Origin of the sequence: Gilliamella sp. W8136, assembly GCF_016101285.1 — a bacterium.
In the GTDB taxonomy this organism is placed as follows: domain Bacteria; phylum Pseudomonadota; class Gammaproteobacteria; order Enterobacterales; family Orbaceae; genus Gilliamella; species Gilliamella apicola_N.
The window spans coordinates 132,935-153,929 of sequence record NZ_JACFQU010000006.1 but is presented as its reverse complement, the minus strand read 5'-3'; the positions used below and the strand labels follow the sequence as shown (position 1 = coordinate 153,929).

Below are 20,995 nucleotides of genomic sequence, written 5' to 3'. Positions count from 1 at the left end.
AAGGAGCAATTACAAATGAAAGAAAAATTTTTAGTTTATAAGCTATCTGAAACTGTCAAAAACACCAGTAAGATTCAATCACAATTATTTGAAAAATTTAATGTAAAACGTGGATTACGCAATGCCGATCACACTGGCGTCCTAGTCGGCTTAACTAAAATTGGTGATGTATTGGGTTATCAACATTTGGATGATGGCACATTAGAACCAATACCAGGGAAATTATTATATCGAGGCATAGATATTGAAGATCTGGTTCACAATGCTCAAGAAGAACAACGCACAGGTTTTGAAGAAACCATCTATCTACTTTTATCAGGACGGTTACCGGATACAGAAGAACTCTGTGACTTTTCTAGATTACTTGGTGAATCAATGGCATTGGAAAAACAGACAAAGATAGCCATTATGGAACTCGAAGGCCACGATATAATGAATATTTTGGCCAGAACGGTTCTAGAAATGTACACCTATGATTCACAAGCGGATGATACTTCGCGTGATAATCTTATGCGTCAATCTATCGACCTTATTGCTAAATTCCCTGCAATTATTGCTTATGCTTACAATATGTTGAGCCATAGTGCTAAAGGTAAATCATTGCACATCCGCCATCCTCATGAACATTTTTCAATAGCAGAAAACTTTTTATATATGATGAAAGGCTCGGATGGATATACTGATCTAGATGTGCGTGTGCTTGATTTAGCTATGATTATTCATGCTGAACATGGCGGTGGTAATAATTCAACATTTACCGTTCGTGTCACGAGTTCAACAGGTACTGATACCTATTCATCAATTGCAGCAGGTATTGGCTCATTAAAAGGACCGTTACATGGCGGCGCTAATTTGCAAGTTGGTAAAATGTTAAAACATCTCGCAGAACAAATAAAAAACTGGGCGGATGTAAACGAAATTGACAACTATCTACAGCGGATATTGAATAAAGAAGTATTCGATAAAAAAGGGTTGATTTATGGTATCGGCCACGCAGTTTATACTGTATCGGATCCTCGTGCCGTATTACTTAAAGAGATGGCACATGAACTAGCAAAAGAAAAAGGACGAGAAAAAGAATATAACTTCTTAAATCTGCTTGAAGAAAGGGCAATTAATGCTGTTGTTAATCGAAAAAATGCCAGAACAAAAAAACTAGTATGTGCCAATGTTGATTTTTATTCAGGCTTTGTTTATGACATGATTGGTTTACCTAGAGAAGTTTATACACCACTATTTGCTATGTCTCGAATCGTTGGATGGTGTGCACATCGAATTGAAGAACTTAATTTTGATGATCGACGCATAATTCGACCGGCCTATAAAAATATTGGTGAGCTTATGCCGTTTATTCCATTAAAAGATCGTTAAAATTATCATCCGTCAGTTTGATTCTGACGGTTTGCACAAAAGCTTATTTTATTAAAAAAAGCATGGTGATTTAAAGCAATAGTTTGTAGACTATCCCACATTGTCGGTTTTTGACTCTGTATTATATAAATGAATCTTTTAAAATCTTTAGCTACAGTAAGTTCCATGACCATGGTATCTCGCGTATTAGGTTTTGTGCGTGATGCTGTCATTGCTCGCTTTTTTGGTGCCGGTATGGCTACCGATGCCTTTTTTGTTGCCTTTAAACTCCCTAATTTATTGCGGCGTATTTTTGCTGAGGGCGCATTTTCACAAGCCTTTGTACCAATTTTAGCTGAATATAAGAATCAACAAGGAATAGAAGCAACGCGGACTTTTGTTGCTTATGTCGCTGGTTTATTAACTTTAGTATTAGCCATTGTTACCTTAATTGGCGTAGTGTGTGCTCCTTTTATTATTATGATAACCGCGCCTGGATTTATGCAAGAATCTAGTGATAAATTTGATCTTGCCACAACGATGTTGCGTATTACCTTTCCTTATATCTTTTTTATTTCACTTGCATCATTGGTTGGAGCAATATTAAATACTTGGAATCGTTTTTCTGTCCCAGCTTTTGTTCCAACCTTGTTAAATATTAGCATGATTACGTTTACGCTATTTTTGACACCTTACTTTAATCCACCAGTATTAGCACTCGCGGCATCAGTTGGGGTAGGAGGCATTTTACAATTACTTTATCAGCTTCCTTATTTAAAAAAAATTGGAATGTTGGTTTTACCAAGAATTAACTTTAAAGATAGTGGCGTTTGGCGAGTATTAAAACAGATGGCACCTGCTATTTTAGGGGTATCAGTTGGACAAATTTCTTTAATTATTAATACGATTTTTGCTTCATTTCTTATTTCTGGTTCTGTATCGTGGATGTATTATGCCGACCGACTTATGGAATTTCCTGCTGGCGTACTAGGGGTTGCACTGGGCACTATTCTATTACCTTCACTATCCAAAAGCTTTTCTAAAGGTGATTATAAACAATATTCAGAGTTGCTAGATTGGGGATTGCGACTCTGTTTTCTTTTAGCATTACCAAGTACTGTCGCTTTAGGTGTTATATCTCGTCCACTTATATCAACCTTATTTGAATATGGGCAATTTACCTTAAATGACGCCTTGATGACTCAGCGAGCATTGGTTGCTTATTCTGTTGGTTTACTTGGCATGATTTTGATTAAAGTATTAGCCCCTGCTTTTTATTCACGACAAGATATTAAAACTCCCGTCAAAATTGCAATTGTTACCTTAATTTTAACGCAACTGATGAACCTTGTTTTTATTGGGCCATTACAGCATGCAGGACTTTCACTCTCAATTGGTCTTGCGGCTTGTTTCAATGCAGCGTTATTATTCTGGCAATTACGCAGAAAACAACTATATCAACCACAGCCAGGATGGTATAGCTTTTTAGCTAAAGTAATTATTGCTGTTATTTTAATGTCTGTTGTTTTATGGTTTGGCGCGCAACTATTACCTGATTGGTCAACTGGATCGATGTTAATGCGTATTGGAAGACTACTGGTGTTAGTCATAGCTGGTATTATTATTTATTTTGCATCATTAATCGCAATGGGCTTTAAGATAAAACATTTTATTAAACGTATTGATTGATAACAATTATTACAGTTAACAAAATTTTGTCAAAAAGTTTCAGGTTAACATAACGTTTCAGTAAAAAATGTAATCAAATTAGAGATTAGATCTGATATTTCAACATTAATGAATAATTAGACATTTATGATTTTAGAATTAATTTTTATTTTCTTATAAATATCTAATTTAATTATCATGGACCGATACAATTATCGGTCCAGCTATTTATGAAAACAATCGATTAAAATTATTTTTAAATTGATAATATTATATTGTTCAATCAAATAGATAGGTTTAAATAATTCCTATTCTTTTTACAAGAATGAACGATATGGCAATTCTGGTTCATCAGTAAAGATATCTCTAAATCCTCGATAATGCTGATAATGCATTTTATGTTGATCAGTAGGATATGTATATTTACCCCCAACTTGCCAGAAAAATGGTCTAAATTGATATTCAAGACGATCTTTTTTCATTTCCCAAAGAACTTCAATTTCACGAGGATCACTTTGGAAATTTGACCATATATCATGATGGAATGGAATCACCACTTTGGTATTAAGCGATTCAGCCGCACGTAAAATGTCTGACGAAGTCATTTTATCGGTAACACCACGAGGATTTTCGCCATAAGAAAGTAAAGCCACATCAATTTTATAATCATTACCATGTTTTGCATAGTAGTTAGAGTAATGTGAATCTCCAGAATGGTAAAGTGATCCTCCAGAAGTTTCAAATAAATAGTTAACCGCACGATCATTCATACCATCTAGAATCGATTTATCGGTAGAAGATACACCTTTTGGTAACGTAACCAGTGATGTTCTATCAAAAGAATCTAAAACGCGAATTGTAATATCACCTACTTCAATTGTTTCGCCAACTTTAGCAACGATACAACGATCTTCTGGAACCCCCCAACTTTTCCACAATTCAACACAAGCTTTTGGACCAATGAATTTAACTTTTGGAGAGCAATTTTGAATTACAGCAGCAGCGACGTTGACATCAATATGATCGGCATGATCATGGGTTGCCATTACTGCATCAATTTCCTTAATCGCAAATGGATCTAATACAAATGGACTGGTTCTTAAATTAGGTTGCAATTCACGAACGCCACCCATGCGCATCATTTGATGCTGTTTGTTCATTAATGGGTTAGCATGTGTTTTTTTTCCTGTACCGCACCAAAAATCGACAGAGATATTAGTATTACCTGCTGATTTTAACCAAATCCCGGTACAAGCTAACCACCACATGGTGAAAGTATTTGGTTTCACAACGGTGTTTTCAATCTCTTCATTTAACCAAGTTCCCCATTCAGGAAAAGTGTTCAAAATCCAAGAATCTCGGGTAATTTCATTTACTTTACTCATACTATGTTCCTTTTTTTATTTAATAGTTAGACTAATATCACTTCAACTCCCTGCTTTTTAATGCATTCAATTACTTCCTTATTTGCTTGCGCCCCAGTAATCAAAATATCAATTTTATTTACTGGGCAAAAAAGCATGCCAGAGTTTGCTTTGGTATCGATCTTTGAGCTATCAACCACTACGACTAATTTTTCTGCTTTTTCTAATATCTGTTGTTCAGCAACAGCACTTAAAATTTCGCTTTTATAAAGACCTGTTGATGTTAATGTTTTTCCACTAGTAAACATCCATTTTGCGGCATAAGAATCGGTGATACTTGCAATAGGATTGAGTATGATATTTTGTGTTTTATTATATAACCCACCCATAATGATCACATTTTCATGGTCATGTTCAATCAAATAACACGCTAAAGGAAAATAATTAGTGATGATTGATACACTTTTTCCACAAAGTTCTCGCCCTAATAAAAATGCCGTTGAGCCACAATTAATCACTATATTTTCATCACTACCGCATAACTTAGCTGCTCGAATCGCAATCCGTGCCTTTTCGTGATAATGATCAGTATTGTTATTACCTATTGGGGCCCAAATTGGTTTCTGTTCTTCAAGACGCATAATGCCATTGCGTACTTTTTTGACACGACCATCTTGATCTAATTTTGTGATATCTCTTCGAGCGGTAGCGGGTGATATTGAAAAATGACTGATAAGTTCGGTCACTTTTAATTCACCTTTCTCGTTAACCAAAGCGACGATCTCGTTATGTCGCGTTAATTCATTCATTAAAATTCCTCATTTTAATTTGAGCACTTTTGATTATTTTGATAATAATTTTCATTATTAAAATTGTCAATTATCTTATTGTTTTTATTTGTTAATATTTATTTAATTTATTGATAATTATAAATATAGGTTTAAATTGATGTAGTTTTTTTTCATTATTATGTGAAGTTGATCACAGATATGGTTTCTGATTTTATAGAAAAGTGATCTCCATCAAAATAATCATAAATAATCATTGTATGATTTATTTTGATTATAGAATATAACAAGCGTTAATCAAGCCATCTTAATTTGATTAACAAAGTATAGGGTTAATTTAGCTCAAAGATTCACTCGACAGTGAACAACTATATAAAAAGGGCATTAGGAAAGTTTTATTATCGCTTTGTAAGCACGATATAAACTTCAAATTTTAAAAAAGCCCATAACCAATGAGAGGGGCATATGGAAGTAATCTATAACGTATTTTATATTTTTTATAGTCAAGTCATGACTAAAGCACCATTGTTACTCGGCTTAGTAACAATGTTAGGTTATTGTCTTTTACGCAAAGATATTACCACTATTTTGAAAGGAACCATCAAAACGATTGTTGGTTTTATGTTGTTACAAGTTGGCTCAGGTGTACTGGTTTCAACATTTAAGCCAGTGATTGCCAAATTGGCTGAGTATCACGGTATTAATGGATCGATTATTGATGTTTATGCTTCTATGATGACTGTAGAACATAATATGGGTGATAAATATTCTTGGGTAGGCTATGCCGTATTACTCGCATTGGCTATCAATATCCTTTTGGTCATTTTTCGCCGTATCACAGGTATTCGCACCATTATGCTAACAGGTCATATTATGTTCCAACAAGTGGGATTAATTGCCCTGTTTTATTTTCTGTTTGGTTACAGTATGTGGGAAACAATAATCTACTCTGCCATTATTACCGCATTATATTGGGGAATATTTTCTAATATGATGTTTAAATCTACAGAAGCTGTTACTGGAGGAGCGGGTTTTTCAATTGGTCATCAACAACAATTGGGGTCTTGGATCGCTGTTAAATTAGCACCTAAATTGGGCGATAAAAATGACACAGTTGATAATCTAAAATTACCTAAATGGTTACATATTTTTCACGATAGTATCGCTGCAACAGCGATTGTGATGACATTCTTTTTTGGCATCATCCTTCTTTCATTTGGTTTGGATAATTTGCAAACCATGTCAGGGTCAACCCATTGGACAATTTACATTTTAGAAACAGGTCTTAAATTCGCTGTCGCAATACAAGTCATCGTCGGTGGGGTCAGAATGTTTGTGGCTGAATTATCTGAAGCGTTTAAAGGTATTTCTGAAAAATTAATTCCTAATGCCGTATTAGCCATTGATTGTGCTGCAATTTATGCTTTTTCACCAAATGCAATGGTATTTGGTTTTATTTGGGGGGCATTAGGACAATTTTTAGCAATTGCCTTGTTACTTATATTTAAATCACCAATTATGATCATTCCTGGTTTTATACCAATGTTTTTCTCTAACGCAACTATTGGGGTATTTGCTAATCACTTTGGTGGTTGGAAAGCCGTCATGAAAATCTGTTTTGTTATGGGAATGATTGAGGTATTTGGTTCAGCTTGGGTCATTCATATCTTTGCAAAAAATGGCACTCCAATTGACTCTTGGATGGGGATGGCTGACTGGGCGATATTATTCCCACCTATTATACAAGGTTTATCTTACTCCCACTTATTTATCTATCTGATTATTGCATTGGCTTTAGTGTACATGTTCTTTGCCGCTAAACAATTACGCCAAGAGGAAGCAAACGCAAAAATTGAACCAGAACAAAATAATATTCATCAAGATGTTAATGAAAATGTTGTTGAAAAAATGGATGAAGTGGCAATAAGCGAAGGGCGAGCAGTACGAATCTTAGCTGTGTGTGGTAGCGGACAAGGTTCATCTATGATGATGAAAATGAAAATAGCTAATTATTTAGATAAGAAAGGCATTGCTAATGTCATGGATTCTTGCGCGGTGACAGATTACAAATCACGGTTACCTAATATTGACATTATTGTGGCGTCTAAACATTTAATTAACGAGATTGAAGTTAATGAAGGACAACATGCTTTAGGTGTCCAAAACATGTTAAATCCAAATACATTTGGTGAAGAACTTATTGAACTTATTAAAAAAGTGCTTGCTCAATAACGAATTGATTAAAAAAGGAGTACAACAATGGCATTGAAAGAATCATTAATTGAAAATAACTCTATTTTACTAAAAGCGGATGCATCAACTTGGCAAGAGGCGATCAAATTAGGTACAGATATGCTTGTTGCTTCCAAAGCGATTAACCCTTCTTATTATGATGCAATTATTAACTGTGTAAAAACAATGGGGCCTTACATTATTATTGCACCAAATTTTGCGATGCCTCATGCCAGACCGGAAGATGGTGTAAATCGCACTGCTTTTGCTTTAGTGACATTAAATTCTCCAGTCTATTTTGAAGGTGAAGAGCAACCTGTTGATGTGTTAGTTACCTTAGCAGGCAGTACCTCAGATGAGCATATGCAAGGCTTAATGGAAGTCACGCAAATATTAGATGACGAAGATAGCCCAACAGGTATCGATCTTGATAAGTTGAGAGCATGCAATAGCAAAGAAGATGTTTATGCTGTTATTGATAAGGCGTTATTAGGAGACTAATGTTATGTATCAAGCATTAAAAGAAAGAGTATTACAGGCTAACTTAACCTTACCTAAATACCATTTAGTCACTTTTACTTGGGGTAATGTTTCTGAAATCGACCGCGCTAAAGGTGTTATTGCTATCAAACCTTCAGGCGTTGAATACAACAACATGAAAATTGACGATATTGTGGTCGTGTCATTAACGGGTGAAATTATTGAGGGTAAATTAAATCCGTCTAGTGATACTGCAACCCATATAGAACTTTATAAAGCCTTTGAAAATATTGGTGGTATTGTTCATACACATTCTCGCTACGCAACCGTTTGGGCGCAAGCTGAATTAGATGTTCCTGCTTTGGGTACGACTCATGCCGACTATTTTTATGGTGATGTACCTTGTACTCGTCGTTTAACTGATAGCGAAATCAATACTGATTACGAAAAAAACACTGGTTTGGTCATCATTGAAGAGTTTAAACGAAGAGGCATTGATCCTACAGCGATGCCAGCAGCCGTTATTTCTGGACACGCTCCATTTTGTTGGGGAAAAAACGCTTCGGATGCTGTACATAACGCTGTGGTTCTTGAAGAAGTAGCCATGATGGCAATATCAACCAGACAACTTAATAAAACAATTAAAATTCAACAAACTTTATCTGATAAACACTATTTTCGTAAGCATGGAGCAAATGCTTATTACGGACAAAAATAGTATTTATAAGGGAGAAATAAAATGACAAAACCAAAATTACAAATTGCATTAGATCAAACAGAATTAGAGCCAGCTTTAGCGGTAGCCAAGAACGTAGCTGGATTTGTAGATATTATTGAAGTTGGAACCATTCTTGCCTTTGGCGCAGGTATTAATGGCGTAAAAACTTTAAGAGAAAAGTATCCAAACCATATTTTGGTTTGTGATTTAAAAACCACTGATGGGGGTGCTATTTTAGCAAAAATGGCTTTTTCGGCGGGTGCTGATTGGTTAACGGTTTCAGCTGCCGCTCACATTGCAACAATTGAAGCTTGTAAAAAAGTGGCTGATGAATTTGGGCGTGAAATTCAAATCGAACTTTATGGACATTGGACTTTTGATGATGCAAAAGCATGGCGAAAACTGGGTATCAAACAGGCAATTTATCATCGATCTCGTGATGCTGAATTAGCTGGTGTTGGTTGGGGTGAAGAAGATTTAACTAAAATGCGACAACTTTCTGATTTAGGTTTGGAACTATCAATAACAGGTGGCATTGTTCCTGAAGATATTCATCTGTTTGCGGGTATTAAAACGAAAGCTTTTATTGCTGGACGAGCTTTAGCCAATGAAAATGGTCAAAAAACTGCTCAAGACTTAAGAGAGCAGATTGCTAAATATTGGTAGGGTGCGTACTAACAGTCGGGAAATCGGCTGTTAGTTTTTTTACCTTAATATTATCGGATCTAAATTATGACAAATAATACAATCAATATAACCAGACAAACTCCATGTATGGGTATTTATGAAAAGGCACTACCTAATACACTTTCTTGGCAACAAAAAATGCTAGAGGCAAAATCTTTAGGATTTGATTTTATCGAACTTTCTATTGATGAGTCTGATGAACGTCAAGCTAGGCTTGATTGGTCTGATGAAGAAATCTATTCATTGCGTCATCTATGTGAAGAAAATGGCGTTTTTTTTCACTCAATATGTCTTAGTGCACATCGCAAATATCCGTTTGGTTCTGCTGATGCAACGATCAGAGAACACGCTAAAAGTATTATGTGTAAGGCTATTACCCTTGCTTATAAACTTGGTGTTAGAGTGATTCAACTTGCTGGGTATGATGTTTATTATGAGCCAGCTAACTTACAAACCCATCAACGCTTTATTGCCGGTATGCAATGGTGTGCAAAACAGGCAGAAAAAGCAGGTGTTATGTTAGCTGTTGAAATTATGGATACTAACTATCTAAATTCACTGAGTAAGTTTGAAATTTTAAAAGCCGAGATAAATTCACCTTATTTTATGGCCTATCCTGATGTGGGAAACATATCCGGTTGGAATTATGATGTTAGTACTGAGCTATTATTAAGTCGTAACCATATTGTTCAAATTCATTTGAAAGATACCTATAAAGTAAAACCCAATTATGCAGGACAGTTTAGAGATTTGGTGATTGGTGAGGGTGAGGTTGATTTTTCAGCAGTATTTAGAACACTTAAATCTATTGATTATTGTGCGCCATTAGTGATTGAAATGTGGGCAAAAGATAATCAGTGGAGAGAAAATATTATTACTGCCCAACAACGTTTAAAATCCATTGCTGGTCAAGCCGATTTTCCACTCTTTAACGCTTAGATTGAAGCATACAAATAAATTCTTATCTTATAATTTGCTTCATCATACTTTAAATGATGAAGCATTAATCCTGTTTTACATAATAATTCACCGAAAATAGCGCTGCTTATTAAGGTAATCATCTAAAAAATATAATGTTTTATACAAATTATCAATAATATAAGTTCTGATGATCATTGTTGATTAAAAAAGTCTTTGGTATTATTGTGAACATATTTTAGCTCAATATGACCTTTTAATGGCTCAATAGGACATTGCCGTTGAGTTTAATTTTTGTTGTTATCAAATTTTTTTAAAAAAGAGAGAATTGACTGATTTTGAGTATCAAAATGGAAAAATTAGCTTTTTTTAAGCTACCTTTTATTTTTATTGTACTATTTTTTTTCTGTAGTGCTTTTATTTTTATTATTAAATTTGGTATTACCTTTATATCAACCTTTCATGATTATAAATTCTTATGGGGTGTATTATATAAACTTGCTCCATATCAATTACTACGTTCAATCCCAGAATGTTTATTGTTATTCGGTATCTCAGCGATCAGTTTATATCGAGTTAATGTTCATCGAGTGACATTTAAAAATGTTACATTGTTAATTTTTAATGTCATTATTGTTTGTACAATTAGCTATTTTATCAATGCGATAGCTGAAGCTATTTTTGATAATGTATTAATCAACATGATTAATGTGGCTTCATGGTTATTTATTTTAGTCTTATGTATTATCCCCAGTTGTCTATTTTACTTATTTGCAGGATTATTTACCTATTTTTATATCAAAGTATTAAATAATCATTTTGATAAAAATAAACAGACTTTTGAACTGACTATAATCAACAGTACTAAAATTCATTTTATTTTGTTTTTAGTATTTTTCTTTTTTATTTTAATTGCTTTTCCTTCTTTTATTTTAGATGTCTTAGTACACAACAGTTACTATTTTATTTCATTTGGGAAGCATATTTTCTTACCAATTTGTTGTTATTTATTTAGTTTATTAGTTGTTATTTTGGTTAGTAAAAATATGTTTACCCAAATGTTTGTTGTATTACAAACGGATAGAATAATTAAGTGTGCCGTCTCCTTAAATATCATTATTTTTATTTTAAATTTTATTTTATGGAGAGTGGCCAATTGGTTAATTAATCATGCGTTATTACAAAATACAGCCCTAACATCCATAGTGATCATATTGTTAGGCTCTACATCATTTATTCTATCATGCTTAATGATTCGAAAATTAACTAAGTATTATTTTCATCCATCAATTAAATATCAGATTAATTTATAGTATTGGTTTTAACATTTGTTGTTGTTTTAAGAATGTATATATCTCTTGTTGCGATTTTAGTGTTCTAATATTTTGTAACATCTCAGATGCTTCTACATAATAGTGCCTTAAATAAGCAAGCCATTGTTTAATGCGAGCAGAATGATAAAGCGGTTTTACATCATCAATAGAAGAACTTGCATAGCGGATTAAAATTTCCAATACTTGCGACCAACTTAAGGCTGGTTGTTTGTTGCGGATCATATTGGCTAGATTGGGGATAGTTAAAATCCCTCGTCCTAACATAATGTCTTGCGTTTGACTTTGAGCAATGCATGTTTGTGCATCTTCAATAGAGAAAATTTCACCATTGGCAATTACAGGAATTGTTAGGTTTTGTTTGATTTTTGCTATTGTTTGCCAATCAATTTTATCCGCTTTATAGCCATCCTCTTTGGTTCTGCCATGAATTGCAATTTCATTAGCTCCAGCACATTCAATTGCATTGGCGATTTCATAGCAATGAGATTTATCTGACCAACCTAAGCGAATCTTAACGGATAATATTTCCGAGCGACCAATAGCTTGTCGAACTTGACTAACGATATTAAAAATTTGTTCAGGATATTGTAATAAATAAGCTCCTCCTTGACTGCCAACTACGGTTTTAGCGGGGCAACCAAAATTAATATCAATACCAAATGAACCAAGTTCAATCGCTTTTACTGCATTTTCTGCCATCCATTGTGGTGATTGACCAAGAATTTGCACTCGAATAGGGGTACCTGAAGCAGTCTTGCCTCCATTATGGAGTTCAGGACAAAGGCGATAAAAGGTGCGATTGGATAATTGATGATGCGTGACTCGCACAAATTCTGTTACACAATAATCAAATTGATTAATCTCAGTTAAAATTTGTCTTACTTGATAATCAAGTACCCCCTCCATTGGAGCTAAAATAATTCGGTTATTTTGTTTCATACTGTTTATTGGTCAGTTTGGTGATTACCACAGACAGGGCAATTTGCCTGCTTAGATATAGTAAATTGATTAAATTGCATGTTCATTGTATCAATCATCAATAATCGACCTGATAACGGGCGACCATAATGAGTAAGGATTTTTATTGCTTCTATGGCTTGCATTGAGCCAAACATACCAACTAAAGGCGCCATAACACCGGTTTCAACACAAGTAAGCTGATCATTCCCAAATAGACGACTTAAACAGTGATAACATGGTTCGTTAGATTGGTAAGTAAATACACTTAGCAAACCTTCCATTCGTATTGCAGCGCCTGAAACTAAAGGTTTCTTTTCTTGAAAACAACAGCGATTAATCTGTTCACGGGTAACTAAGTTATCTGTACAGTCAATAACAATATTATGTTGCTTAATAAGTGAAATAAGATCGCTGTCCTTTAGTTGCTGATTAACCGTTTCAATCACTATATTGGGATTTATATTGGTTAAAGCGTGTTTAGCCACATCAACTTTATTTTGATTAATTGATTTATGGGTATATAAAATCTGACGATTTAAATTTGAAGCCGATATGGTATCAAAATCATTTAAAGTTAACTTACCAATGCCTGATGCAGCTAAATAGAGAGAAACTGAACAACCTAATCCCCCTAATCCAATAATTAATACTGCACTATTTTTTAAAATTTGCTGCTTTTCAATGTCGAAACCCTGCAAAGTTATTTGCCTGTCATAACGAAACAATTCTTGATCGGTAAGCGTTAACATATGAAGTGATTATTGTTGTTGATAATGAAGTGGGTAGTATAACAAAAACTTGGCACAAGGTTGTGCCAAGTTTTAAACTTTATTTGTCAAAACCAGATAGGAATTTTAAATATTCCTCTTTTGTCATAAGAGGTTTGTAATTTGTCATGAGTGTTTGAGCGGTTTGAGCGTCATCATATAGCAGGTCAATAATTGTACAAGCCATCATTTGTGCAGGGCGTATATAAGCCATCTCTTCATCAAATACGGTGTAATCTTTACCATGTAAAATCCCTCTAACCGAACCAATCCAAGGATGACTTACTGGCATAATATGTGATAAATCACCCGTATCTGTACTTCCTGTCATATGCGGTGCGATTGAAACGTTTTCTTCACCAATTAAATTTTCAGCGTTTTGTTTTAAAAGATCATTAAGGGTTGAATTATTATGTAACGGTAAATAACCTGGTAAATCTTTAATTTCACAAGTTGCACCAACAGCCATTGCGCCAGCTTTTAACGCTTGATTAATTCTTTCATTGGCATCAATCATGGCTGGAACATTGCCCGCTCGTACATAGCTTTCCATTCTTACATCGCTTGGTACAACATTCACTAAATCACCGCCTTGGGTAATAATTGGATGGAATCGAATGTAATCTTTTTCTTGAAATGTTTCACGAATAGCATGCACGCCCATCATTCCCATCATTGCGGCATTTAAAGCATTTACTCCTGCGTGAGGGGCTGCTGCAGCATGGGCTGCTTCACCTTTATATTTAATTAACTTACCGATAAAGCCATTACTTGTTGTTGAAATTTCTATAAAACCGTCTTGGCGTTCATTTGGTACACTCGTTAAATGTATCTGCAATGCCATATCAATATCATCAAAATCACCACGTGAAATTAACTCTGGTTTACCGCCAATGTATTTGATTTTACCTTCTTCAATTAATCGATTGCGATAGGTTATTTCAACATATTCTTCTGCTGGGACTGCAAATGGTACCACATCACCGGCTAAAAATTGCATCGCACCTGAGTCAATTAATCCCATAGTAACCGCCATCATATTAGCGATTTGCGCATTATGACCACAACAGTGAGCTGCTCCTGATGTCTCATCGGCAGCAGGGTGGTCGGCACAAATAATTGCATCAAGTTCTCCAATAACTGCGACGCTGTATTTGCTTCCTTTACCGCCTTTAAGACGACCTTTAACCCCTGTGAGCGCTAATTTATTTTTAAAAGGAACACCCAATTTTTCAAAAGCATCTTCTACTTTTTTAGCCGTTTTGTGTTCTTTATAGCCAAGCTCTGGTTCGGACCAAATCGCTTCAGCAATCGATTTGATGTCTGCTTTTCGGTTTGCAATCGCGTTACAAACTTTTTTCTTTAGTTCATCTTTAGTCATAAATTAAATCCTTATCTAAATTAGATAACGCCTTCCCAATGCAAAGTGACTTGAGCAATTAAGGCTGCAAAAATAAACGTACCCGAAAACACAGCCAAAGATACGGGAATAATGCGCCAAGAGATATTTTTAAATAGTGCAAGATCTTTACCTATGGCGAGTCCTGCATAAGCAAGTACTGGTGTACAGACTGCAAGTAGCGAAACTTGATCTGTAATTGCAACCAATTCTGTATGGTATGGAAATATTGGTGAGGAAACTACGGCTGCAACAACCGATACCCATAAAATTACTGGAAATTTTTCAAGTCCGGGTAACTTACTTAGTAAAAATCCTATAATAGAGATAACAGCTAGCACAGCTAATGCTTCAAGTGATGAAATAATATCAATTTTATAACCCACACTGTTTCCAGCAGCCATAATAATGGCGACTAAAATAAGTACAAAAATTGTTTCTAAAATCTTCATTGCTGGATCCTTATTTATTGCGTCGAAGACGGGCTAACGTGTTATACATAAAAGAAGCAAAAGGTAAAGAAAAGAGCGTATAAATATATATACCAACCATACTAGACATTAAATTTGCTGTTGATGCATAAGCTTTAATATTTTCTGATAAATCTGGATATAAATCACTTATCGGGGCAAGTGATGCCGCCATCATACTTCCACTTCCTACGCCGGCCCCCATGGCTAAAGCATAAGGATGAAGAATATTCAAATGAGCCATTATACTAGCAAGAATACTCATCCAAATTGCACCATAGAGAGTGCCACATATATACATAGCCATTACACCACGACCTTCTGGTGAATCTAAACCATATTTATCTGCTACAATGGCTATATTGGGTTCGCGAGCAACAGAATAAGTTGCCCCAACAGCCTCTCGTTTCATACCTAATAGCATTGCTAGTGGCAACCCGAGTAAAATTGTTCCAGCAAAATGACCTAATTCTTGAAAAATTAGAGCTAATTTAGCATCTTCTAAAATCATATCAATTTGGGGGCCTACCGCTACACCAAGTTTTGCAACAAGTAGCATTAATGTAACCATCATAACGATACTTGCATTTTGCATATTTTTATTGGTGAGTATTTTAAGCTTTGGCAAGCTAATAATTCCGCCAAAAACCATCGCATATAACATTGGGTAAACGGCAATAATCCATATCGATTGCTTGCCGATAAGTTCACAACTAACTACTACTAAAAGTGCAATTATATGCAATTTAAAGTCTCGTAAAACTTCCATTCCTGCTCCTTTTTTTAATTGTTATCTTTTTATATTAACGTTGCCCCTAAGGTATTTTGAAAGTGTTTTAAAGCCCATTGATGGCCAATAGGATCAAAACTTGCAACTGCATTTTGATGAATAACTATTTTATAACCTAAGTTATAGGCATCTACGGCTGTATGCAAAATGCAAATATCCGTACAAACACCAATTAAATGGATTTCGGTAATATGTCTTTCGCGTAAACGTAGATCGAGATCTGTACCACAAAATGCTGAGTAGTGGCGTTTGTTGATCCAGTATATATTGGTTGAATTTTGATATCTTTGATAAAGTTGATGTAATTCACCGAATAATTGTTGTCCAACAGTTCCAACAATATTATGAGGTGGAAAAAGTGAATTTTCAGGGTGATATTCATCCGACGGATCGTGGGCGTCAATTGCAAAAACAATAAATTGATTATTTTTAATAAATGAGTTAGTTATGTTTAACATTTCTGATTCAATTTGTTGACCGGCTAAGCCCGTAGTTAAAGCGCCATCATCCGCAATGAAATCATTCGTGTAGTCAATTGAAATTAAAGCTTTCATATCAAGTTAATAATATTTAAATAATACTTAAGCTTATTAATAAATATTTGATATTACAAGTTAATAAAACAAACATTTTTCAAGCACAACTAAATAATCCGAATTTAGATTAATTATCTTATTGAATTTCAATAAAATTATAAAAAGACATATAAAGTAAAATTATTATCATAAACTGAGTATAAATAAAATAAATAGCGATTATTTTAAAACATAGTCTTTATACCCTGATAAATTGCTCTATAATAATTATTATTTTCGACAATTGTACACAGGATATATTTAATGAGAACAATTTATTGCGGACAATTAAACGCAAGTTATGTTAATCAAGAAGTTACACTATGTGGATGGGTTAATAAACGCCGAGACTTAGGCGGAATGATTTTTATTGATATGCGTGATCGTGAAGGAATTGTGCAAGTTTTTTTTGATCCTGATTATCCGCAAGCATATCAATTAGCTGGCGAGTTACGCAATGAATTTTGTATTCAAATTAAAGGAAAGGTAAGAGCCAGACCTGAAGGTCAAATTAATAAGGATATGGCAACCGGTGAGGTTGAAATTTTAGCGACCGAACTTACTATTTTCAATCGTAGTGATGTATTACCTCTCGATTTTAATCAAAATAATAGTGAAGAACAGCGTTTAAAATATCGATATATAGATTTACGCCGCCCAGAAATGACCTCAATCTTTAAAACTCGTGCACAAATTACCGCATTTGTTCGTTCATTTATGAATGAGAATGGTTTTTTAGATATTGAAACTCCTATGTTGACCAAGGCTACACCAGAGGGTGCTCGCGACTATTTGGTACCGAGTCGAATCCATAAAGGTGAATTTTATGCATTGCCACAATCACCGCAATTATTTAAGCAATTGCTTATGATGTCTGGGTTTGATCGTTATTATCAAATTGTTAAATGTTTTCGTGATGAAGATTTACGTGCCGATCGTCAGCCAGAATTTACACAGATAGATGTTGAAACTTCATTTATGACAGCCGAACAAGTGCGTGAAATCATGGAAAAAATGATACGCGAACTTTGGTTACATGTTAAAAATGTTGATTTAGGTAAATTCCCAATTATGACTTTTAGCGAGGCAATGCGTCGTTATGGTAGTGATAAGCCAGATCTACGTAATCCGCTTGAAATTATCGATGTGGCTGATTTGGTCAAAGATGTCGATTTTAAAGTATTTTCAACTCCAGCAAATGATCCAAAAGGTCGAGTAGCATTGCTTTGCGTGCCAAATGGTGCTCTATTAACACGTAAACAGTTAGATGAATATACTCAGTTTATTTCTGTTTATGGTGCAAAAGGTATGGCTTGGATCAAAGTCAATGAACGCAGTAAAGGTTTAGAAGGTGTACAAAGTCCAATCTCTAAATTCTTTAATGAATCACAAATGGAAGCGTTGTTAAACCGTGCTAATGCGAAAGATGGTGATATTTTATTATTTGGTGCTGATAGCTATAAAGTTGTTAGTGATGCATTAGGTGCATTACGCTTGAAAGTTGGCAAGGATTTAGGCCTCACAGATGAAAACAAATGGGCGGTACTTTGGGTCGTTGATTTCCCTATGTTTGAAGAAACAGATGAAGGTTTAAGTGCTATGCATCATCCTTTCACATCACCAAAAGATTACACACCTGAAGAGTTAATTAACAATCCTCAAAATGCTATGGCAAATGCTTATGATATGGTAATCAATGGCTATGAAGTCGGTGGAGGATCGGTACGTATTCATCGCAGTGAAATGCAACAAGCGGTATTTTCAATATTAGGAATTGGTGAACAAGATCAACGTGAAAAATTTGGTTTCTTACTCGATGCATTAAAATATGGTACACCACCTCATGCAGGTTTAGCTTTTGGGTTAGATAGATTAAGTATGTTGCTCACAGGAACAGATAATATTCGCGATGTAATTGCATTTCCTAAAACAACAGCGGCGACGTGTTTGCTTACTGATGCGCCAAGTCCAGCAAATTCTGCTGCATTAGTAGAACTTGGTATTGAAGTGGCTAGAAAATAACGATATTTTGATGCGAGAATATAAAAAACCTGAGTCGGTTCTGGTGGTGATTTACTGCCAGACAACCAATCGTTACCTTATGTTACAACGCAAAGATGATCCATTATTTTGGCAATCAGTAACGGGTAGCATGGAAACAGATGAATTGCCACGTCAAACAGCAATTCGTGAAGTTTTGGAAGAAACAGGCATTGATATTATAAAGGAAAATCTTGAACTAATTGATGCTAACCATACGGTTGAATTTGAGATTTTCCCACAGTTTCGACATAGATATTCGCCAGAAGTTAAGATAAATAAAGAACATTGGTTTTATTTACCTCTTGCTAAAGAAGTAATTCCAGTTCTAACCGAGCACTTAGCTTATCAATGGCTGACTATGGGTGATGCAGTTAACCTAACCGCGTCGCCTAATAATAGTCAGGCTATTTGTAAAATTAACAACTTTCTTAAATTGAGTTAAGAGGTAAAAAATGAAATTAAGCCAGTATATCATTGTATTTTTTTGTTTATTTTTTTCAATAACGTGTAGTTATGCCGAAGTTAAAATTGAAAAATGTAAAACAAATGATAGTGATTATATTATTTTTGATGAATATGATTCTCAAATTGCTGAAAAAATAATTGATTATAAACTACATAACCAACCAGAAAAGCGAGAAAGTAGTATTATTAAAATATTTGCGAATGAAAATAGTGATGATCGTAATTATTGGTTAGCTTCTTTCCAATTTGATGATCAAACTCAACAATATCTTTTTTACCAAGTTGAACCCGACACATTTATCGAAATTGATAAAAACCAATTTGAAGCTTTACTACCTAAAATTGTAGAGTGTAATCAAAATCAACAAACACCCATTTACAGTGAAAATTTTGATGAAGACTAATTGCGATTAAAAAGATAACCACTTTAAGGATTAAAAGGTACCTTTGGATATGATCTACAAAAGATCAATAAGTAATAGAGAGTGATAATAATGAACTTTCCTGATTTTCGTGAATTTTTAGATTATCTTGAACAACAAGGCGAATTAAAAAGAATTACTTATCCTGTTAATCCTTATCTTGAAATGACAGAAATTGTCGATCGGGTATTACATAATGAAGGGCCAGCCTTATTGTTTGAAAATCCGATTGGTTATGATATGCCAGTCTTGTGTAATTTATTCGGTACGGCTAAACGTGTGGCTATGGGGATGGGACGCGAAGACACTTCGGCTTTGCGTGAAATTGGGGAATTGTTAGCGTTCTTACGTGAGCCCGAACCACCTAAAGGCATTCGCCAATTTTTTAATGTATTACCTAAATATAAACAAGTCTTAAATATGCCAGTTAAACAACGATCGTCAGCACCCTGTCAAGAGGTGGTCTTTGAAAATGATGAAGTTGATTTAACGCGTTTACCCATTATGCACTGTTGGCCCGAAGATGTTGCACCTTTATTATCTTGGGGATTGACTATTACCAAAGGTCCTTATAAAGATCGACAAAATGTCGGTATTTATCGCTTACAGCTCTTGGGTAATAATAAATTAATTATGCGCTGGTTATCACATCGTGGCGGTGCGCTGGATTTTTCTGAGTGGCAACAAGCACATCCTAATGAAAAATTTCCAGTTAGCGTAGCCATTGGCGCTGATCCTGCGACCATTTTAGCTGCGGTCACACCCGTACCCGATACTTTACCTGAATATGCTTTTGCAGGATTGTTACGGGGTAAACGAACAGAAGTAGTTAAATCATTATCCAACGATTTGGATGTACCAGCAACGGCTGAAATTATTCTTGAAGGTTATATTGACCCCAATGAGTTAGCACAGGAAGGCCCTTATGGTGATCATACTGGTTATTATAATGAAATTGAACAATTTCCCGTCTTTACTGTAACTCATATAACACATCGTAAAGATGCGATTTATCATTCAACTTATACTGGGCGACCACCTGATGAACCTGCAGTCATGGGACTTGCATTAAATGAAGTGTTTATTCCAATTTTGCAAAAACAATTTCCTGAAATTGTGGATTTCTATTTACCACCGGAAGGATGCTCATATCGTATTGCTATTGTCACTATAAGAAAGCAATATCCTGGGCATGCCAAGCGTGTCATGATGGGCGTATGGTCTTATTTACGTCAATTTATGTACACTAAATTTGTGATTGTTTGTGATGATGATATTAATGCTCGAGATTGGAAAGATGTCATGTGGGCGATTTCAACACGTATGGATCCACATCGTGATACGACTTTTATCGACAATACTCCGATTGATTATTTAGATTTTGCTTCACCTATTTCTGGGTTGGGTTCTAAAATGGGGTTAGATGCAACCAATAAATGGGTAGGTGAAAGCAGTCGAGAGTGGGGGAAAATAATAAAAAAAGATCCCAAAATTGTTGCCCATATTGATGAAATTTGGGACAAACTTGGAATATCATGAATTAAATATTGCAAGTGAAAAATAAT

20 protein-coding genes are annotated in these 20,995 nt (G+C 34.8%); 12 read left to right on the top strand and 8 right to left on the bottom strand.

The window, feature by feature from the left end:
* The first annotated feature begins 15 nt into the window (after positions 1-15).
* Positions 16-1,371 (top strand): citrate/2-methylcitrate synthase, encoded by a 1,356-nt coding sequence (locus H3T96_RS05375; RefSeq protein ID WP_039128066.1) that lies wholly within the window; start codon positions 16-18, stop codon positions 1,369-1,371.
* A 129-nt stretch (positions 1,372-1,500) separates the two neighbouring features.
* Positions 1,501-3,039, top strand: coding sequence for a murein biosynthesis integral membrane protein MurJ (murJ, locus tag H3T96_RS05370; RefSeq protein ID WP_144091726.1), 1,539 nt, complete (start codon positions 1,501-1,503; stop codon positions 3,037-3,039).
* 296 nt (positions 3,040-3,335) lie between these two features.
* Here the strand turns inward: murJ and ulaG are convergent, their stop codons facing one another.
* Both ulaG and ulaR read right to left on the bottom strand, forming a co-directional pair.
* Positions 3,336-4,403 carry an L-ascorbate 6-phosphate lactonase gene (gene ulaG / locus H3T96_RS05365; protein ID WP_039128071.1) on the bottom strand — a complete coding sequence of 356 codons (1,068 nt, stop codon included), beginning with the start codon at positions 4,401-4,403 and terminating at the stop codon, positions 3,336-3,338.
* Positions 4,404-4,429: 26 nt separating this feature from the next.
* Positions 4,430-5,191, bottom strand: a complete 762-nt coding sequence (gene ulaR, locus H3T96_RS05360; RefSeq protein ID WP_144091727.1) for an HTH-type transcriptional regulator UlaR — start codon at positions 5,189-5,191, stop codon at positions 4,430-4,432.
* Between the two features lie 444 nt (positions 5,192-5,635).
* On the opposite strand from ulaR, the gene H3T96_RS05355 reads away from it, so the two are divergent.
* The 6 genes from H3T96_RS05355 (at position 5,636) to H3T96_RS05330 (ending at position 11,518) form a co-directional block, all read left to right on the top strand.
* Positions 5,636-7,402 carry a PTS ascorbate-specific subunit IIBC gene (locus H3T96_RS05355; protein WP_144091728.1) on the top strand — a complete coding sequence of 589 codons (1,767 nt, stop codon included), beginning with the start codon at positions 5,636-5,638 and terminating at the stop codon, positions 7,400-7,402.
* A 27-nt stretch (positions 7,403-7,429) separates the two neighbouring features.
* On the top strand, positions 7,430-7,903 hold the full coding sequence (locus H3T96_RS05350) for a PTS sugar transporter subunit IIA (protein ID WP_039128080.1): 474 nt from the start codon (positions 7,430-7,432) through the stop codon (positions 7,901-7,903).
* Between the two features lie 4 nt (positions 7,904-7,907).
* Positions 7,908-8,600, top strand: a complete 693-nt coding sequence (locus H3T96_RS05345) for an L-ribulose-5-phosphate 4-epimerase (protein WP_086308816.1) — start codon at positions 7,908-7,910, stop codon at positions 8,598-8,600.
* Positions 8,601-8,621: 21 nt separating this feature from the next.
* Positions 8,622-9,266: a 3-keto-L-gulonate-6-phosphate decarboxylase UlaD gene (locus H3T96_RS05340; RefSeq protein WP_025316471.1), complete on the top strand. Its 645-nt coding sequence runs from the start codon at positions 8,622-8,624 to the stop codon at positions 9,264-9,266.
* Positions 9,267-9,332: 66 nt separating this feature from the next.
* Complete coding sequence (locus H3T96_RS05335) at positions 9,333-10,226, top strand: L-ribulose-5-phosphate 3-epimerase (protein ID WP_144091729.1); 894 nt, start codon at positions 9,333-9,335, stop codon at positions 10,224-10,226.
* 329 nt (positions 10,227-10,555) lie between these two features.
* Positions 10,556-11,518, top strand: coding sequence for a hypothetical protein (locus H3T96_RS05330; RefSeq protein WP_144091730.1), 963 nt, complete (start codon positions 10,556-10,558; stop codon positions 11,516-11,518).
* Here H3T96_RS05330 and dusC read toward each other — a convergent pair.
* The 6 genes from dusC to H3T96_RS05300 form a co-directional block, all read right to left on the bottom strand.
* Positions 11,513-12,478, bottom strand: a complete 966-nt coding sequence (gene dusC, locus H3T96_RS05325) for a tRNA dihydrouridine(16) synthase DusC (protein ID WP_086308819.1) — start codon at positions 12,476-12,478, stop codon at positions 11,513-11,515. The genes H3T96_RS05330 and dusC overlap by 6 nt on opposite strands.
* Positions 12,479-12,483: 5 nt before the next feature.
* Positions 12,484-13,248 carry a molybdopterin-synthase adenylyltransferase MoeB gene (locus H3T96_RS05320; protein ID WP_086327181.1) on the bottom strand — a complete coding sequence of 255 codons (765 nt, stop codon included), beginning with the start codon at positions 13,246-13,248 and terminating at the stop codon, positions 12,484-12,486.
* A gap of 79 nt (positions 13,249-13,327) precedes the next feature.
* Positions 13,328-14,647 (bottom strand): amidohydrolase, encoded by a 1,320-nt coding sequence (locus H3T96_RS05315; RefSeq protein ID WP_144091731.1) that lies wholly within the window; start codon positions 14,645-14,647, stop codon positions 13,328-13,330.
* Between the two features lie 20 nt (positions 14,648-14,667).
* Positions 14,668-15,117, bottom strand: a complete 450-nt coding sequence (locus H3T96_RS05310; RefSeq protein WP_039128093.1) for a hypothetical protein — start codon at positions 15,115-15,117, stop codon at positions 14,668-14,670.
* A 10-nt stretch (positions 15,118-15,127) separates the two neighbouring features.
* On the bottom strand, positions 15,128-15,904 hold the full coding sequence (locus H3T96_RS05305; protein WP_039128096.1) for a DUF3100 domain-containing protein: 777 nt from the start codon (positions 15,902-15,904) through the stop codon (positions 15,128-15,130).
* 29 nt (positions 15,905-15,933) lie between these two features.
* Positions 15,934-16,479 carry a cysteine hydrolase family protein gene (locus tag H3T96_RS05300; RefSeq protein WP_086308821.1) on the bottom strand — a complete coding sequence of 182 codons (546 nt, stop codon included), beginning with the start codon at positions 16,477-16,479 and terminating at the stop codon, positions 15,934-15,936.
* A gap of 285 nt (positions 16,480-16,764) precedes the next feature.
* Here H3T96_RS05300 and aspS point away from each other — a divergent pair, with 285 nt between their 5' ends.
* The 4 genes from aspS to ubiD all read left to right on the top strand — a co-directional run bounded on the left by aspS (position 16,765) and on the right by ubiD (position 20,969).
* Entirely contained in the window at positions 16,765-18,522 is a 1,758-nt protein-coding gene (gene aspS / locus H3T96_RS05295; RefSeq protein ID WP_144091732.1) for an aspartate--tRNA ligase, read from the top strand.
* A 10-nt stretch (positions 18,523-18,532) separates the two neighbouring features.
* Positions 18,533-18,985, top strand: coding sequence for a dihydroneopterin triphosphate diphosphatase (gene nudB, locus H3T96_RS05290; RefSeq protein ID WP_086308823.1), 453 nt, complete (start codon positions 18,533-18,535; stop codon positions 18,983-18,985).
* A gap of 10 nt (positions 18,986-18,995) precedes the next feature.
* Entirely contained in the window at positions 18,996-19,412 is a 417-nt protein-coding gene (locus tag H3T96_RS05285; RefSeq protein ID WP_144091733.1) for a hypothetical protein, read from the top strand.
* A 90-nt stretch (positions 19,413-19,502) separates the two neighbouring features.
* Positions 19,503-20,969, top strand: coding sequence for a 4-hydroxy-3-polyprenylbenzoate decarboxylase (gene ubiD, locus H3T96_RS05280; RefSeq protein ID WP_222102794.1), 1,467 nt, complete (start codon positions 19,503-19,505; stop codon positions 20,967-20,969).
* Positions 20,970-20,995 lie beyond the last annotated feature (26 nt).

Bases quoted from the DNA above. Each gene is read 5' to 3' on its own strand.
- H3T96_RS05375 (WP_039128066.1), top strand. From the start codon at position 16: ATGAAAGAAAAATTTTTAGTTTATAAGCTATCTGAAACTGTCAAAAAC.
- murJ (WP_144091726.1), top strand. From the start codon at position 1,501: ATGAATCTTTTAAAATCTTTAGCTACAGTAAGTTCCATGACCATGGTA.
- ulaG (WP_039128071.1), bottom strand. From the start codon at position 4,403: ATGAGTAAAGTAAATGAAATTACCCGAGATTCTTGGATTTTGAACACT.
- ulaR (WP_144091727.1), bottom strand. From the start codon at position 5,191: ATGAATGAATTAACGCGACATAACGAGATCGTCGCTTTGGTTAACGAG.
- H3T96_RS05355 (WP_144091728.1), top strand. From the start codon at position 5,636: ATGGAAGTAATCTATAACGTATTTTATATTTTTTATAGTCAAGTCATG.
- H3T96_RS05350 (WP_039128080.1), top strand. From the start codon at position 7,430: ATGGCATTGAAAGAATCATTAATTGAAAATAACTCTATTTTACTAAAA.
- H3T96_RS05345 (WP_086308816.1), top strand. From the start codon at position 7,908: ATGTATCAAGCATTAAAAGAAAGAGTATTACAGGCTAACTTAACCTTA.
- H3T96_RS05340 (WP_025316471.1), top strand. From the start codon at position 8,622: ATGACAAAACCAAAATTACAAATTGCATTAGATCAAACAGAATTAGAG.
- H3T96_RS05335 (WP_144091729.1), top strand. From the start codon at position 9,333: ATGACAAATAATACAATCAATATAACCAGACAAACTCCATGTATGGGT.
- H3T96_RS05330 (WP_144091730.1), top strand. From the start codon at position 10,556: ATGGAAAAATTAGCTTTTTTTAAGCTACCTTTTATTTTTATTGTACTA.
- dusC (WP_086308819.1), bottom strand. From the start codon at position 12,478: ATGAAACAAAATAACCGAATTATTTTAGCTCCAATGGAGGGGGTACTT.
- H3T96_RS05320 (WP_086327181.1), bottom strand. From the start codon at position 13,248: ATGTTAACGCTTACCGATCAAGAATTGTTTCGTTATGACAGGCAAATA.
- H3T96_RS05315 (WP_144091731.1), bottom strand. From the start codon at position 14,647: ATGACTAAAGATGAACTAAAGAAAAAAGTTTGTAACGCGATTGCAAAC.
- H3T96_RS05310 (WP_039128093.1), bottom strand. From the start codon at position 15,117: ATGAAGATTTTAGAAACAATTTTTGTACTTATTTTAGTCGCCATTATT.
- H3T96_RS05305 (WP_039128096.1), bottom strand. From the start codon at position 15,904: ATGGAAGTTTTACGAGACTTTAAATTGCATATAATTGCACTTTTAGTA.
- H3T96_RS05300 (WP_086308821.1), bottom strand. From the start codon at position 16,479: ATGAAAGCTTTAATTTCAATTGACTACACGAATGATTTCATTGCGGAT.
- aspS (WP_144091732.1), top strand. From the start codon at position 16,765: ATGAGAACAATTTATTGCGGACAATTAAACGCAAGTTATGTTAATCAA.
- nudB (WP_086308823.1), top strand. From the start codon at position 18,533: ATGCGAGAATATAAAAAACCTGAGTCGGTTCTGGTGGTGATTTACTGC.
- H3T96_RS05285 (WP_144091733.1), top strand. From the start codon at position 18,996: ATGAAATTAAGCCAGTATATCATTGTATTTTTTTGTTTATTTTTTTCA.
- ubiD (WP_222102794.1), top strand. From the start codon at position 19,503: ATGAACTTTCCTGATTTTCGTGAATTTTTAGATTATCTTGAACAACAA.